The organism is Lonsdalea iberica (assembly GCF_002111585.1).
Lineage (GTDB): Bacteria > Pseudomonadota > Gammaproteobacteria > Enterobacterales > Enterobacteriaceae > Lonsdalea > Lonsdalea iberica.
This window is the reverse complement of the sequence record NZ_LUTP01000003.1, coordinates 65,407-79,721: the sequence shown is the minus strand read 5'-3', so window position 1 is coordinate 79,721 and position 14,315 is coordinate 65,407. Positions and strand designations below refer to the sequence as shown.

General features: G+C 49.9%; 13 protein-coding genes and 1 pseudogene. 11 read left to right on the top strand and 3 right to left on the bottom strand.

All coding sequences use genetic code 11. The features are described 5' to 3' along the window. Nucleotides 1–183: 183 nt before the first annotated feature. Nucleotides 184–3,171, bottom strand: coding sequence for a Tn3 family transposase (locus AU511_RS01785; RefSeq protein ID WP_094108581.1), 2,988 nt, complete (start codon nt 3,169–3,171; stop codon nt 184–186). A gap of 167 nt (nt 3,172–3,338) precedes the next feature. Between AU511_RS01785 and AU511_RS01780 the strand changes: the two genes are divergently transcribed. The 11 genes and pseudogenes from AU511_RS01780 (at nt 3,339) to AU511_RS01740 (ending at nt 10,930) form a co-directional block, all read left to right on the top strand. Beyond that, nucleotides 3,339–3,989: a recombinase family protein gene (locus AU511_RS01780; RefSeq protein WP_094108580.1), complete on the top strand. Its 651-nt coding sequence runs from the start codon at nt 3,339–3,341 to the stop codon at nt 3,987–3,989. Nucleotides 3,990–4,047: 58 nt separating this feature from the next. Beyond that, nucleotides 4,048–4,569 carry a PAAR domain-containing protein gene (locus AU511_RS01775; protein ID WP_094108620.1) on the top strand — a complete coding sequence of 174 codons (522 nt, stop codon included), beginning with the start codon at nt 4,048–4,050 and terminating at the stop codon, nt 4,567–4,569. Between the two features lie 11 nt (nt 4,570–4,580). Continuing rightward, on the top strand, nt 4,581–5,111 hold the full coding sequence (locus tag AU511_RS01770) for a PAAR domain-containing protein (protein WP_094108579.1): 531 nt from the start codon (nt 4,581–4,583) through the stop codon (nt 5,109–5,111). Nucleotides 5,112–5,113: 2 nt separating this feature from the next. After that, complete coding sequence (locus tag AU511_RS01765; RefSeq protein WP_094108578.1) at nt 5,114–6,280, top strand: hypothetical protein; 1,167 nt, start codon at nt 5,114–5,116, stop codon at nt 6,278–6,280. Between the two features lie 83 nt (nt 6,281–6,363). Further along, nucleotides 6,364–6,726 carry a hypothetical protein gene (locus AU511_RS17170; RefSeq protein ID WP_139829350.1) on the top strand — a complete coding sequence of 121 codons (363 nt, stop codon included), beginning with the start codon at nt 6,364–6,366 and terminating at the stop codon, nt 6,724–6,726. A 165-nt stretch (nt 6,727–6,891) separates the two neighbouring features. Continuing rightward, nucleotides 6,892–7,581: a tetratricopeptide repeat protein gene (locus AU511_RS17605; protein WP_240503742.1), complete on the top strand. Its 690-nt coding sequence runs from the start codon at nt 6,892–6,894 to the stop codon at nt 7,579–7,581. Next, complete coding sequence (locus tag AU511_RS17600) at nt 7,553–8,053, top strand: tetratricopeptide repeat protein (RefSeq protein ID WP_240503741.1); 501 nt, start codon at nt 7,553–7,555, stop codon at nt 8,051–8,053. The genes AU511_RS17605 and AU511_RS17600 overlap by 29 nt, the downstream gene beginning before the upstream one ends. A 152-nt stretch (nt 8,054–8,205) precedes the next feature. Further along, a pseudogene (locus AU511_RS17595) lies at nt 8,206–8,313 on the top strand (recombinase family protein); the annotation flags it as partial. A 30-nt stretch (nt 8,314–8,343) separates the two neighbouring features. Beyond that, complete coding sequence (locus tag AU511_RS01750; protein WP_094108577.1) at nt 8,344–10,170, top strand: AAA family ATPase; 1,827 nt, start codon at nt 8,344–8,346, stop codon at nt 10,168–10,170. 248 nt (nt 10,171–10,418) lie between these two features. Beyond that, nucleotides 10,419–10,616 (top strand): YdgH/BhsA/McbA-like domain containing protein, encoded by a 198-nt coding sequence (locus tag AU511_RS17590; RefSeq protein ID WP_240503740.1) that lies wholly within the window; start codon nt 10,419–10,421, stop codon nt 10,614–10,616. 23 nt (nt 10,617–10,639) lie between these two features. Next, the gene (locus AU511_RS01740; protein ID WP_094100477.1) at nt 10,640–10,930 is read left to right on the top strand and encodes a hypothetical protein; all 291 of its coding nucleotides are present in this window, start codon (nt 10,640–10,642) and stop codon (nt 10,928–10,930) included. A 43-nt stretch (nt 10,931–10,973) separates the two neighbouring features. Here the strand turns inward: AU511_RS01740 and rlmB are convergent, their stop codons facing one another. Next, the gene (gene rlmB / locus AU511_RS01735) at nt 10,974–11,705 is read right to left on the bottom strand and encodes a 23S rRNA (guanosine(2251)-2'-O)-methyltransferase RlmB (protein WP_094100478.1); all 732 of its coding nucleotides are present in this window, start codon (nt 11,703–11,705) and stop codon (nt 10,974–10,976) included. A gap of 143 nt (nt 11,706–11,848) precedes the next feature. Next, nucleotides 11,849–14,302, bottom strand: coding sequence for a ribonuclease R (rnr, locus tag AU511_RS01730; protein ID WP_094108575.1), 2,454 nt, complete (start codon nt 14,300–14,302; stop codon nt 11,849–11,851). Between the last annotated feature and the right edge of the window lie 13 nt (nt 14,303–14,315).

The following is a 14,315-nucleotide window of genomic DNA, read 5'->3' as shown; positions in this document are numbered from 1 at the left end:
GACAAATGACAGCCGTACGTCCAGAAAAAAACGCGATGAAGCAAGCAGTAAGGCAGCCGTTATGTCTGCCTATCAGCGTGTCAGCAAGGCGCTACTGTCGGGCTGGCGGGAGTCGCGGCGGGCGTTTTCAGCGTGGCTATCTTTGACGCGCAACGCATTAGGGGTCAGTTTGGATATCGAAAATTATTGTACGTCAAGGTTATTTTTTGACCTTTCTACTTTAGCTGGCCTCAGCCGACGAAACTTACCGGAAGCCGGTATCCGGTTGCTTTTCCATATATAATCGCCTGTCAGATTGATGTGTTCCCAGCCAAGCGGGGACAAATGCGACAGCAGTTGCTCGTTGATCTTCACCCCTTTACGTTTCAGGGCATCGACCGCTCTTTCCATATAGACGGTATTCCACAGCGAGATAGCTGCCGTCAGCAGCGTCAGTCCACTGGCGCGATAGCTCTGATTTTCCGGTTTTCTGTCCCTGATTTCACCCAGCCGGTGCAGGAATACCGCACGCGCCAGCGCGTTACGGGCCTCTCCTTTATTCAGTCCCGCCTGTACTCGCCGACGCAGTGCAGGATCGCGGAACCAGTCGAGCATAAACAAGGTTCGCTCAATGCGACCAATTTCTCTCAGAGCTTTGGCAAGTCCGTTTTGTTTGGGGTAGCTGGCAAGCTTTTTCAGCATCAGGGATGCCGTCACGGTTCCCTGCTTTATCGAGGTCGCCAGACGCAGCACTTCGCGCCAGTGAATTTCGATCTCTTTCAGGTTCAGGCTGGTCGTTGATATCAGTGACTGAAGCGTTGGGTATTGGTCCGCTTTCCCTCTGATAAACAGCTTCTTGTCGTGGAGATCCCTGATTCGCGGACAGAACACAAAGCCCAGCAGATGCATCAGGGCAAAGACATGATCGGTGAAACCAGCAGTATCGGTGTAATGCTCCCTGATTTCCAGGTCGCTTTCGTGATACAGCAAGCCATCGAGAACATGGGTTGAATCCCTGACCCGACTAATTATGCAGGTGTAAAACGGGCTGTATTGATCCGAAATATGGGTATAAAACTGACGTCCAGGCTCCTGCCCATATTTCGGGTTAACCTGCCCAGCGTAGCGGCCTGCGCTGCCTGTTCTGAAATTCTGCCCATCTGATGATGACGTTGTCCCGTCACCCCAGAATGCCGCCAGCGGACGTTTCCCCTGCGCATTTACCAGTTCTGCAAGGGCGGCTGAATAGGTTTCGTCGCGGATATACCATGCCTGGATATCTTCGAGTGATGATTTGGTGCTCCCGGGGCAGGCTTCCGCCATTTTGGTCAGGCCAAGATTGATGCCATCCGCAAGAATGGTGGTAAGGAGCAGGCGGGTATCGGGACGGGTAATGTCATTTTTTATATGCGTAAAATGACGGGTAAACGTCGTCCAGCTGTTTACCTCATCGAGAATTTCCGTGATTTTAGGGCGCGGTAGCATGCTGTAAACCAGCTCTGCCAGCGGTGAAACCTGCACCGGAACGCTGTTATCCAGCGGAGAGACTTTTACGCCCCTGTCAGATATTTCCACATCGGGCAGTTCACCAAGGGCAGCCATGGCATTGACCTCTTCAAGCCTGGACTGAAGCAGGGTCATACGGCTGGTAATGTACTCATGATAATCAGCAGATATGGGCAGTGGCAGCGCCGGTGTGAGTTTGTCAAAGTCCTTTTCGGGAATGAGGTAATCATCAAAATTTTTGTAGCGGCGTGAACCTTTAACCCAGATGTCCCCGGAGCGCAACGCCCCCTTAAGCTCGCTGAGCGCACAAAATTCATAGTACTGCCGGTCAATACCCGCAGGTGTAATTACCACCTTGCGCCAACTTTCGGGGACAAACTCAAGCGGCGCGGTGGCCGGAACTTTACGTGACTGCTTCCGGTACATATCCTTGATCACAACCAGCGCATCAGCCAGAGGTTGCGCTGCCGGAGTTGCGACTAACTGTAAAGCTGACAACATGCGCGGGGCATATTTCCGTAATGTGCTGTATTTCTCGGTAATAATATGCAGCGGGTCAAAATTATTTTTTCTGGCGAGATGGCGTGTTTCCTCCAGACTGGCGACAAATTCAGGCCATGGGAGTATGTTTTCTATTGCGAGCCATGGATCGCCACCGGAATCACGGGCATCAGACAGCGCCTGACCGACATCAATATACTGCCTCAGTTTTGACTGGATCAGCTTTCCGGTCTGCTGAAGCCGCTCAGCCTGTGTTCTTTTGGCTTTGCTGAAAAGGCTGTTCAGCATTCGCTCATGCAGCTCAATCACTTCGTCTGTCAGTGTGGCTCTGGCTTCTTCCAGCACGCACACCAGGATCGCATGACGCCGGGCTGCTGAAAATCGAATTAAATCCCGGCTGCTCATCTTTCGGCCTTCCCGCGCCAGTTTCAGCAACCGGTTCTGGTGAATGATACGATCTATACCTTCCGGTAATGCCAGCGATTCAATGCTACTGAGCCGATCAAGATGTTGCAGCACGTTTTTACCATTGATTTTACCCGGCGGTTGCAGAAGCCATGTCAGCCTGGACGACTGATTATCTGATGACTCAAGTAAACGATCCAGGGCATCCCTGTGAGCCGGAGTTAACGGGGCATTCAGGGTCTGAAATACGATTTTATCGCCGCCTGCCATGGCCTCCGCACAGGTACGTTCCACTACATCAATCGCAGGGATTATCACGTTGTTCTGCCGGAGCCAGACCAGTAACTCTTCGGCTAGGAGAATACCCTTATCGGTGCGCGTCGCCATCGACAGCAGGTGTGTAATACAGTCCTGCTGTATTTTTCCGGTGAACGCCTTTACGCCAAGATAGCGGTACAGTTCGGTTAAATGCTCACGCCGGGTCGTATCCCTGCCGGAAAGGTAAGCGGGCCAGAGATCCCCGGTAAGCTTTAGCCTGCTGGCGATATGCTTCAGCAACGCATCAGAGGGTGGGATTTTTTTATCCGGAGCAAACCCGATATTTTTCAGATAACAGAGAAGGACGGCAAAACCAAACCGACTGGCGGGTTTACGGTGAGCATTAATAAATGCCAGATCCTGCTCGCTGAAATACGCCATTCGGGTCAGCGTTAACTCATCGTCCGGTAATGCCAGTAATGATTCTCTTTCCGACAGAGAAAGAATCTGCCTCCTTGCCATATAGTTTCCCTCATAAATTATTCGATGCAGTATTTTTTACAAAAATGCTTATGGCATAAGGGTACACCCTGACGCCATAATCAAAACGTGACGGCATACGATGTATGACATAACCTATATGCGATAGAGTGAATGCAATAACCTAAATGCGATAACGCGGTGGAAAAATGTTCATCAGAGCTTATTTGAGAGCATCGACGGAAGATCAGTTCGCCGATCGGGCAAAAGAGATGCTGGAGCAGTTCGTTCAGGAACGAGGGCATAAAATCGCCAGCTATTACCGGGAGAACATCAGCGGGACAAAACTTGACCGCCCGGAGCTGGGGCGCTTGCTGATGGACAGTCATCGTAATGATATTTTGCTGGTCGAGCAGATAGACCGCCTGACCCGCCTGAGCAACAGCGACTGGATGACGCTGAAAAAGCAGATAGAACAACACGAGCTGCGAATTGTCAGCCTGGATGTCCCCACCTCATGGCAGGCACTCTCAGATAAAGACCCTTCGCAGGTCGACCCTATCACCCGCGCAGTAATAACCGCCATTAACAATATGCTTATCGACCTGATGGCCGCAATGTCACATAAGGACTGGCTGAGCCGCCGCCAGCGACAAAAACAGGGAATTGAGCGGGCGCATACGCTGGGTAAATATCGGGGTAAGCAAGCCGATCAGGATCGGCATCAGAAAGTCCTGTACTACCGGCAGGTCAAGAAACTCAGTATCAGGGAAACAGCGGATGCAACGGGATACAGCCCTTCCCAGATATGCCGCATTCAGGCGCTGTACCGGCAATCAGAAACGGAAAATTTGGGTTAAGTCGTGATTGTTGTATGATGCCTATGAGCATAACCATTTATATATTGAGGGATTAATGATGGCAAGAGCACTGGCCTGCCTTGGCGACAAAACGAGCTATGGAGAAATCATTTCTGCCACTGCGACCTGGTTTGAAGGAAATAAAGCAATAGCCCGGACCGGTGACAAGGCATCATGCAGTAAATGTGATGGCTACTTTGAACTTCTGGCTTCAGCTCAGGACTGGGCCGAAGAAGGGCGGGCTTATGTTGCCACGGGTGACAGAGTGTTATGCCATTGCCCGGACCATTACGTTTTTGGCTCTGCCACACAGTATACCAGCACGATGCCGGGTACCCTGACCTCCCGCAATACCCATCATACCTCCATTCCTGCACAGCAAGCTCAGAACTCCAGCGCCCGGAACTGTATTCGCTTTCAGTGCGCCGGTGACGAGGGGCAGCTAATGGCCGGTTGCCGTTATACCCTGATGTTCCCGGACGGACGCTCTGAAGCTGGCGTTACCGATGAGCACGGGGTTACCGGATGGCATTATGCCGAATCGGCAGACGATATCAGTCTGCATATTCTTACGGACTGAGGAAAACATGTATGTCAGACAACAGATGGAGCGGTGTGCACGGCAAAAACTCCGGGCTTGATGGTGATAAAACGTCAACAGGGGCAGTCTGTTATGCCGGGAGTCAGGGCTGGTCGGTGAACGGAAGGCGAAAGCTCTACGTGGGCGATAAAACGTCACTCTGCCCGAAATGCGGGCAGCCAGGCGTGATTGCTTCCGGCGATCTCCGGCAGACCAACCCACAGGGGTGGGCCGTAGCCGTCAATGGTTCACCAGTACGCTGTGGTTGTGCGACCGGAACGAACTTCGTTATTGCGGCGGGAAACCCGTCAACGGCAAAAATTGTCAGCGCACAGAGCCAGTCAGTGCAGCAACCTTCTTCACGTAACACCCTTCGTTTTCAGTGTGCAGATGATGATGGCAGACTGATGGTGGATTGCCGGTATGTTCTGATGTTCCCGGACGGTCATACAGAAACGGGGAATACGGATAGCCAGGGGATGACAGAGTGTCATTTTTCTGAATCCGCTGAAAATATTAACCTGCATATATTAATGGATTAATGATGGCTGTTTACCACCTCAGTACCAGAATAAACTCTAATGTCCCGGCTGATTCCCTTCGGTATGACCTGTGTATTTACCGCATGGACTCCGAAAGGAATAAACATCCCCTGGTGGATGTAAAACAACAGCCATTTCAGGGCAATTATGAAACACAGAGCCACATGACCGGAAATATAAATGAGTCACTCTCATCTATTTATATTATGGAAATGAACATTTACCGAAAAACCATGTTGCATACGCACTGTGTAACGCCTGTTCCGTTCACTAAGATGTATACACTGGAAGAATTTGCATCAGGCAAAGCCTGGTCTCCGGTGAAGCGAGAAAACCCCTGTTATTTTGAATCAAAAGGGACAATGAAGCCTGAGAGTCAGGGGGGCGAAACAAAACAGATTAAAATCACTATCCCGGAACGTCCATTTATTGCGAAAGAATATCCAATAGGAACACCACAGGATCCGTTTGAAAAAGACAGCATTGAAGGCGATATTCAGGAAAGATTTAACCATTTATCTTACCCTTATCAATCCGGAGCCAGTGTGTGTGGTCCTGCTGCATTTTTTTACTGTCTGCAAAAAGACCGCCCTGATGTGTATGCACAGGCGGCTCGTGAACTTTGGCGGTATGGGAAAACAAAAATTGGTGAACTTGAGATAGAACCTAGTGAGGGATGCCGCCATCCTACGGGGCATTTTTATAATAATATCTCCGGCCTTGATTGGATGACTCTGGCAGGGCTAAGAGATTCAGAGAATACCATATTTAGCTTTGATACCCTTGACTCTCCTGTTGCTGGTGTCACTCTGTGGAAAACGCTAACGGAATGGTTTGAAAAAGCTGGGTATGAGAAGGTGTTCAGCAATGTCGGGATAGCACAGGCTGGCATTCAGGGTATTCGAGATTTAAATGAATATATTAATAAAGGTTATAAAGTCATCACCCTAATTAATGATGGATTATTAAATGGAAGCTTGTCGGATAAATTGACAGTGCCCACTCACTGGATTGTCTGGGATGGTCCTGTAACACAGGATGTTAGTGGAGCAGTTCATTTGAAATTATTTTCATGGGGGCAAGTGGAAAATCAAATAAAGTATGGGAAAGATATATCTTTTTTCATCAATCGATTTTTTGGGGGGGTGGTTTTTAAACCATTAAAATAAAAATGCGAACTATAACCTTTCTTATTATTGGTTGTGCGTTTTTTCTTTCTGCATGTGGTTTATTAAGCCCGAAGGCCGAGTATATGCCAGAAGGCAGTAGATTGAAATCAGCCTCAGTGGGTGTTCCTTACTTTGTTAAAATAGATATTATTGGTGGATCTGTTATGGGCGGATGGTATCACCAACGAACTGGTTATATTCCTGGTACTGTTACACCATCTGATGCGGGTATTTCCCTGCGAAATTGCTTGTTGCCTGACGAAAATACTGATGACTCTATGTTGCATAAAGAGCCGCGTTATAATGGAAACTGTGTAGAAGTTTATGGCACACCGAATAAAGTAGTTGAAATTAAGATAAATATCAGTGGTGGAATGTACGGAAGTATGATCGCACCGGCAAGTTATTTCAGTAAAAATTATATGCTAAATGTAGTTAAACCTTGAAACAGAAAAGGTCTTTTTAAGATCGATTGAGTGCGAACTCAGCATCACCCGATCACAATTCGAGAACCCGCGCATAGAGCGGTTCTCTCCTATCGGAATGGTCCAGGTTTGGCCTTGACGTACAATAATTTTCGTTTATCAAACGGAATGCCAGGAGATGTAGCGATGAAAAAAACAAAAATTTTACCATCCATTGCGCTGATTATGTCATTAATTACAGTATCAACTGCTTTTGCAGATTCAGATAAAATTCACGACTTAGGATTAAAAGCAGGCCGTGGTGATGCAGCGGCAAATCTCGAACTGGCTAAGCGTTTAGAAAGTGGTGATGGAATAGAAAAGAATCTTGGTCAGGCATACTTTTATTACAGTCGTGCCATTCATTTTGGCAAGTCAGACGAGGCCAGAAAACGATTAAATGCCCTTCGTAGCCGCTATAACGAAATAGAAGTACAGGCCAAATCCGGCGATGTAAAAGCAGAGTACGATTTTGCGACTATACTGGCAGCAGACCCTGATTATGAAAACGTTTATCCGCGCCGTAATGAACCCAAATCTACTGACTGGTATCAGCGTGCCGCCAAACAGGGATATCGGCCTGCCCAGAAAGCACTGGCGGCGGTTTATGCCAGAGGTGAACGTGGCAAACCAGACACCGAACAATCCCTGCATTGGTATTCCACATGGGCACAATCAGGTAGTGCCAGTGATCAGTTGGAGTTCGCAAAATTGTTGGAAGAGTACCCTTTCCTGCTATTAAAAAACAAAAACGAATTAAAAGAAAAAGTGGCTGACAGACTCCGCAAAAAATGGTTCGCCAGAAGGAATGCTTCAGCTTGGATATTTTCTGCGTGATGAAGAAAAAAACAGAAAAGAGTCCTTTAACTGGTTTTTGAAATCAGCCAAGAAAGGTAACGCCAGCGGACAATTTGCCGTTGGTATGGACTTTCTCCGCGAAGGAAAAACAGAGGAAGCGGTTAAATGGCTCGAGCTGTCGGCCAAAAATGGCAGCATGTGGGCACAGGAACGATTAGGTGAGATTTATGAGGAGATGGAACCTGTAAATCCTGAGCGTGCATTATTCTGGTATCAGAAAGCCGCAAACCAAGGTTACACCTACGCTGCCTACAGAGTATGTCATTATCTTCATAACGGCATTACTGTAACCAAAGATGTGATTGCCGCTTGGGCATGGTGTTCAATTGGCGCAGATGCAACTCCAGATTCAAGTGATGAACGAGACATAATCGCCAAAGAGCTTTCTTCTTCAGAGCTGCAAAAGGCTCAAAAGATGTATGAGAAACTGCAAACTACGTTTAATAATTAATACAGTGAACCATTAAACGGCAGGTAGTCAACGACATCCTTCACACTTAGTATGCATAATTAATGGGGCTGGTTTTGATAACAGTCCCAAGTGGCGTAATGGTTAAAAAATAGCCTTAACGTACAATATTTTCCGTTTCCCAAACGGAGCCCTACTACCGCCAGATTAAGAAACTGAGTATTCGAGAAACAGCTGATGCTACAGGATATAGCTGTTCGCAAGTATGTCGAATACAGGCTATATATAAACAAAATAAATAAACTCTTTAATGCACTAAATAAGGACTACACATGCGACTCAAAAAGATCAAACTCACTAATTTCAGGGGTTACAGAAATACAATAGAAATTCCTGTCGATGAAGCCATGACGGGAATTGTAGGCCGTAATGATTTTGGTAAATCAACAATCCTTGAAGCATTAGCTATATTTTTTGAAATTGATGGAATTAAAGCAGATAAAAATGACATGAACTGCTTTAGCATGGCTAATGGGGAAACTCACTTTGAAATTTCTTGTGAGTTTGATGATTTGCCACCCGTTATACTTATTGATGAACGAGTGAGCACAACTCTGGCTTCTGAACATCTATTAAACAGTCATGGACATTTCGAAATTGTAAAAACATTCAAAGCAACAACAACTGGAAAACCAGATAAAACATACATACGTTGCCAGCACCCTGTAAATGAACCGTTGAACAATTTGCTGGGAATGAAAATATCAGAATTGAAAGTCACAGGAAAAGATGTTGAGAAAAATGTGGAGGATAAGCGAACTGCATCTTTATGGCGACAGGCTATCAGAGATGCTGCTATGCCATATGAATGTGCTGAAATTTTACTTGATGTAGATAAGGGATTAGGGACAGAAACTAAGTCAATATGGGGGCGGATTCTTGAACAACTACCAACCTTTGCTCTCTTCAAGGCCGACAGAGAGAGTAGCGATGGTGACTCTGAAGCAAAAAGCCCATTACAACAAGCTGTTAAAGATGCTCAAGCGGCTTTGCAAGGGAAAATTTCAGCTCTTGAACAAGAAATCCAGGACAGTGTATTAGATGTTGCTGAGAGGACTCTGGATAAACTGCGAGAAATGGCACCAGAACTTGCGAATGAGCTTACTCCGCGGTTTAAAGAAAAACCCAAATGGACATTTAACTTTACACTCGATGGTGAGAATGGAATTCCAATAAATAAAAGAGGAAGCGGTGTAAGGCGACTTATTTTGCTTAATTTTTTTAGAGCTGAAGCTGAGAAAGCAGTATCAGGGACCCAGCGCAACGTTATTTATGCTATAGAAGAACCAGAAACATCACAGCACCCTAATTATCAAATTATGTTGATGAAAGCTTTATTATCACTGTCACGTCAACCTAATAGGCAAATTATTGTAACTACACATGTACCAGCTTTGGCAGGATTAATTCCAGTCGAGGGTATTCGATATGTAACAAAAGATGCTGATGGACAGCCTGTTGTAAAAATGCCTGATGATGCAGTTCTTAGGGAGGCGACAGAAAGTCTTGGCGTTCTGCCAGAGACTGGTATGGAAAGAGCTAAGGGTATAGTTTTAGTTGAGGGAAAATCAGATGTAACATTCCTTAGACACGCAGGAAAATGTTTAAAAAAATCCGGAGATATTCCTGCAAGCCTAGAAGATGTAAATATTGTACCCATACTGATTGGAGGATGTGGAAGTGTTAAACATTGGGTAACGTTAAATCTAGCAAATGACCTTGGACTACCATGGTGCGTTTTTCTTGATTCGGATATTGGAGGGGATCGAGCACAAGTTCTTTCGATAGAAAAACGAAAAAAGGAAGTTGAAGAGGCCGGAAAAATGTTTTTTGCCACACGTAAACGTGAAATTGAAAACTATCTTTGCCCAGATCTAATAAGGGATGAGACAGGGGTTCAGGTTGTTTTCACAGATACATGCGACGCAAAAAAAATCATAGGAAGGGCAACCAGCACGAAACCTAACGACGTACTGGACAGGTTCTGGCCCTTAATGACTGCCGAAAAAATCATAAAATGCTCTACTTATAGAGATGATAATAATGACAAAATTGAGCTTATAGACATTCTTGAAGGCATTGTTTCATTAGTCGATTGATCGTGACCTACGTTGCATAGCGGTGTGTCAGTTAAGCCTCTGTGCAACGTTATTGTGCTCAAAAAACGAGCTTAACGTACAATAATTTTCGATATCCAAACTGACCCCCATTACGGCGGCCAACACGCTGGCGACTGGCGATATTTTCATGTTCTCTGCTACTCTCCGCCTGCGGCCTGAACGCGCCGGAGCCAGCGCCGCCGCCCGGTCAACATGCCATTGAGATTAACCGGCAGCAGAGCCTGTCAGTGGATAGAATCGACACGCTTTCTGTTATCGTGCGCGGGAGTCCTGATGACGCGGACAGAGAAGTGCTGCGCCTGGCCAATCTGCGCGGCGCGCAGTATTACCGGATTGTCAGCCGGACGGAGAGCGAAAAGCTGAACCCCGGCGTCTGGAGAGCCTTTGCCGTACTGTACAGGCAACCGGCGGCCCAGAGACCCTGAAACCACCCGATTGAGAGGATCTAATGAAGAAAATACTGGCCATCGCCGTTCTGCTGTTCAGTGCGGGTTCCGCCACTGCAGCCACCACGACCACCGCGCCCTGCCGCAGTCTGGAATGGAATTTATGGGTGGAGTCCGAACTGAATATTCTCGGCCAATCGCAAATCAATGTGCAGATTGGTTCGACGACCTGGCAGCAGGCGGTAGAGAGTAAACTGGCGGCGAGATCCTGGCCGAATAAGACGTCAGTGCTTTGGTGTAACGCGGTTGAACAACGCATTGCGGCCAAATCGTCGTCCACCACGACGAAATAAGAAAGGTCAGCGGGAGCGCTCGCTCCCGCCATCACAATCCGCCTCAGCTTCGCTGGCGCACCGCTTCGAACAGACACACGCCGGTCGCGACCGACACATTCAGCGAAGAGACGCTGCCCGCCATCGGAATGCTAATCAGCTCATCGCAATGCTCGCGCGTCAATCGACGCATCCCCTCGCCTTCCGCGCCCATCACCAGCGCCATCGGCCCGGTCAGTTTGCTTTGATACAGAGTATGGTCGGCCTCGCCCGCCGTACCCACGATCCACACGTTGTGCTCTTGCAGCAAACGTAGCGTCCGCGCCAAATTGGTCACACGAATCAGCGGCACGCTTTCCGCTGCGCCGCAGGCGACTTTTTTCGCCGTAGCGTTCAACTGAGCGGAACGGTCGCGTGGAACAATCACCGCATTCACGCCCGCCGCATCTGCGCTACGCAGGCAGGCGCCAAGATTATGAGGGTCGGTCACGCCGTCCAGCACCAGCAGAAACGGTGCATCGTGGGCAGCCAGCAATTCAGGCAAATCGTTTTCCTGAAACTGGCGGCCCGGTTTGACGTTAGCGATGATCCCCTGATGTACGGCACCCTCGACTTTACTGTCGAGCCATTGGCGGTTGGCGACCTGCACGGCGATGCCGTTGGATTCCAGCTCGGCGATAACCGGCTGAAGACGACGGTCTTCTCGACCTTTCAGGATGAACACTTCGAGAAAACGCTGTGGGTCGCGCTCCAGCAGGGCTTTCACCGCGTGGATACCGTAAATAATTTCGCTCATTGATACTCTTTTGACAGATAACGCGGGCGGCAGACCGCCCGCGATGTTGATAATGGATACGCTTCACTACGCTGATGATACGCAGTTTCAGCCGGGGGATACTCCCCCGCGCCGACGCTGCGCTTATCGCCAGATGTCAGGCTTTATTCCGCGGGGGGCTTTTTGCCTGCTCGCTTGGCCTTGGTGGCGGCCGCGATCTTACGCGTTTTCTGCGCGTTCTTCTTGGCTCTGGACGGCGTTTTCTTCCCGCCATCGGCCGCCTTCCCTTTTTTCGCGCCGTCGTTATCCTTGCGGAACGCGCTGTCCGGCTCGAAGTTGACGTGCTTATTGGCAGGCTTACGGCGGCGGGGGGATTTAGTGTCTTTTCCGTCGCCCTGCTTCATCCGGTCACGCGCGGTTTTACCTTCGCCGCGCACTTTACGCGTGGAAGAGACCAACGCAAAGTCGATATTGCGCTCGTCCATATGCACCGCTTCGACACGGATTTCCACGACATCGCCCAACCGGTAAACCTGGCCGCGTGATTCGCCGATCAGACGCTGGCCGATATTATCATAGCGATAGTAGTCATTATCCAGCGACGAGACGTGGACTAACCCATCGATAAACAGATCGTTGAGCCGCACGAAGAAGCCGAACCCGGTGACGCTGGAGATCACGCCGGTGAAGACCTCGCCCACATGATCCTGCATGAAGTCGCATTTCAGCCAGTCCGCCACGTCACGCGTCGCTTCATCCGCACGGCGCTCCGTCATGGAACAGTGCTGGCCCAATTGCAGACATTCCGCCATATCGCTGTGCCAGCCGCCGGTCGCGGTCGATCGCGCTTTGCGATCGCTTAGCAAATACTTGATCGCCCGGTGCAACGAAAGATCGGGGTAGCGGCGGATCGGCGACGTAAAGTGCGCATAAGACGTCAGCGCCAGCCCGAAGTGGCCGCGGTTTTCCGGATCGTAAACCGCCTGCTTCATCGAACGCAGCAGCATGGTCTGCAGCATGTCGCGGTCTGGACGGTCGGCCAGCTGCGTCATTAACTCCGCATAATCCTGAGGCTGTGGCTTCATGCCGCCTTTCAGCGTCAGGCCCAGCTCGCCCAGGACGCTGCGCAGCGCCAGAACGTGGTCTTCGGTAGGACGATCGTGCACGCGGAACAGCGCAGGCTCTTCATGTTTCTCAACAAACTTGGCCGCCGCGATATTCGCCAGGATCATGCACTCTTCAATCAGCTTGTGCGCGTCGTTACGCACCACGGCTTCCACACGGTCGATACGGCGATCGGCGTTGAAGATAAACTTCGCCTCTTCCGTTTCGAAAGCGATGCCGCCTCGCTGTTCACGGGCTTTATCCAGCACCTGGTACATCTCGTGCAACTCTTCCAGCGCGCCGACCAACGGCTGGTAATGCGCACGCAGCGCTTCGTCGCCCTGCAGAATATTCCACACCTTGGTATAGGTGAGACGCGCATGGGAGCTCATCACCGCTTCGTAAAATTTATAGGAGGAGAGCCGTCCCTGCGCGGAGATGGTCATTTCACACACCATGCACAGACGATCCACCTGCGGGTTCAGCGAACACAGGCCGTTGGAAAGCGCTTCCGGCAGCATCGGCACGACTTGAGACGGGAAGTAAACCGACGTGCCGCGGGCGCGCGCTTCAGTGTCGAGCGGGGTCTCCGGGCGCACGTAATAGCTGACATCCGCAATCGCCACCCAAAGACGCCAGCCGCCGCCGCGTTTCTTCTGGCAGAAAACGGCATCATCGAAGTCTCGGGCGTCTTCGCCATCAATGGTCACTAACGGCAGCTGACGCAAATCGATGCGCCCCTGTTTGGCGCTCTCAGGTACTTCGCTGCTGTATTCGCCGACCTGTTCTTCCACTTCCGGCGGCCAAGCGTGCGGGATATCATGGGTGCGCAGCGCGATATCCACCGCCAGCCCGGTTCCCATATTTTCGCCCAGCACTTCCACAATCTTACCGATCGCTTTGGAACGACGCGTGGCGCGCTGCGTAAGCTCGACCACGACGACCGACCCCATACGGGCGGTGGATACCGCCTCAGGCGGGATCAGAATATCGAAGCTCAGACGACTGTCGTCCGGCACCACAAAGCCAGTACCGGCTTCGGTAAAGTAGCGGCCGACGATCTGGCTGGTTCGCGGCTCAAGCACGCGGACGATGCGCCCTTCTCTGCGGCCTTTGCGGTCTTCGCCGAGGGGCTGAGCCAGTACGACGTCGCCGTGTATCGTTGTTTTCATCTGTTCGGCGGACAGGTACAGGTCGTCCTTGCGACCCTCAACGCGCAAGAAACCGAAACCGTCGCGATGGCCCATGACCGTACCGCGAAGCAAATCCAGTTTTTCAGGCAGGGCGTAACATTTACGACGGGTAAAGACCAGCTGGCCGTCACGCTCCATCGCTCTCAGGCGACGACGCAGCGCTTCTTGTTGTTCGTCAGACGTCAGGTCCAGATCGGTGGCCAGTTCTTCACGACTGATAGGGGTATCTCGCTTGGCGAGGTGCGCCAGAATGTATTCTCGGCTAGGAATCGGTGATTCGTATTTTTCTGCTTCTCGTTCCAGAAATGGATCTTGTGACATTAAGTTTCCTCCG

Excerpts from the sequence above, each read along its gene's own strand:
- AU511_RS01785 (WP_094108581.1), bottom strand. The coding sequence starts at position 3,171 with ATGGCAAGGAGGCAGATTCTTTCTCTGTCGGAAAGAGAATCATTACTG.
- AU511_RS17605 (WP_240503742.1), top strand. The coding sequence starts at position 6,892 with ATGAAAAAAACAAAAATTTTACCATCCATTGCGCTGATTATGTCATTA.
- AU511_RS17600 (WP_240503741.1), top strand. The coding sequence starts at position 7,553 with ATGCTTCAGCTTGGATATTTTCTGCGTGATGAAGAAAAAAACAGAAAA.
- AU511_RS01750 (WP_094108577.1), top strand. The coding sequence starts at position 8,344 with ATGCGACTCAAAAAGATCAAACTCACTAATTTCAGGGGTTACAGAAAT.
- AU511_RS01740 (WP_094100477.1), top strand. The coding sequence starts at position 10,640 with ATGAAGAAAATACTGGCCATCGCCGTTCTGCTGTTCAGTGCGGGTTCC.
- AU511_RS01780 (WP_094108580.1), top strand. The coding sequence starts at position 3,339 with ATGTTCATCAGAGCTTATTTGAGAGCATCGACGGAAGATCAGTTCGCC.
- AU511_RS17170 (WP_139829350.1), top strand. The coding sequence starts at position 6,364 with ATGCCAGAAGGCAGTAGATTGAAATCAGCCTCAGTGGGTGTTCCTTAC.
- rlmB (WP_094100478.1), bottom strand. The coding sequence starts at position 11,705 with ATGAGCGAAATTATTTACGGTATCCACGCGGTGAAAGCCCTGCTGGAG.
- AU511_RS01770 (WP_094108579.1), top strand. The coding sequence starts at position 4,581 with ATGTCAGACAACAGATGGAGCGGTGTGCACGGCAAAAACTCCGGGCTT.
- AU511_RS01775 (WP_094108620.1), top strand. The coding sequence starts at position 4,048 with ATGGCAAGAGCACTGGCCTGCCTTGGCGACAAAACGAGCTATGGAGAA.
- AU511_RS01765 (WP_094108578.1), top strand. The coding sequence starts at position 5,114 with ATGGCTGTTTACCACCTCAGTACCAGAATAAACTCTAATGTCCCGGCT.
- rnr (WP_094108575.1), bottom strand. The coding sequence starts at position 14,302 with ATGTCACAAGATCCATTTCTGGAACGAGAAGCAGAAAAATACGAATCA.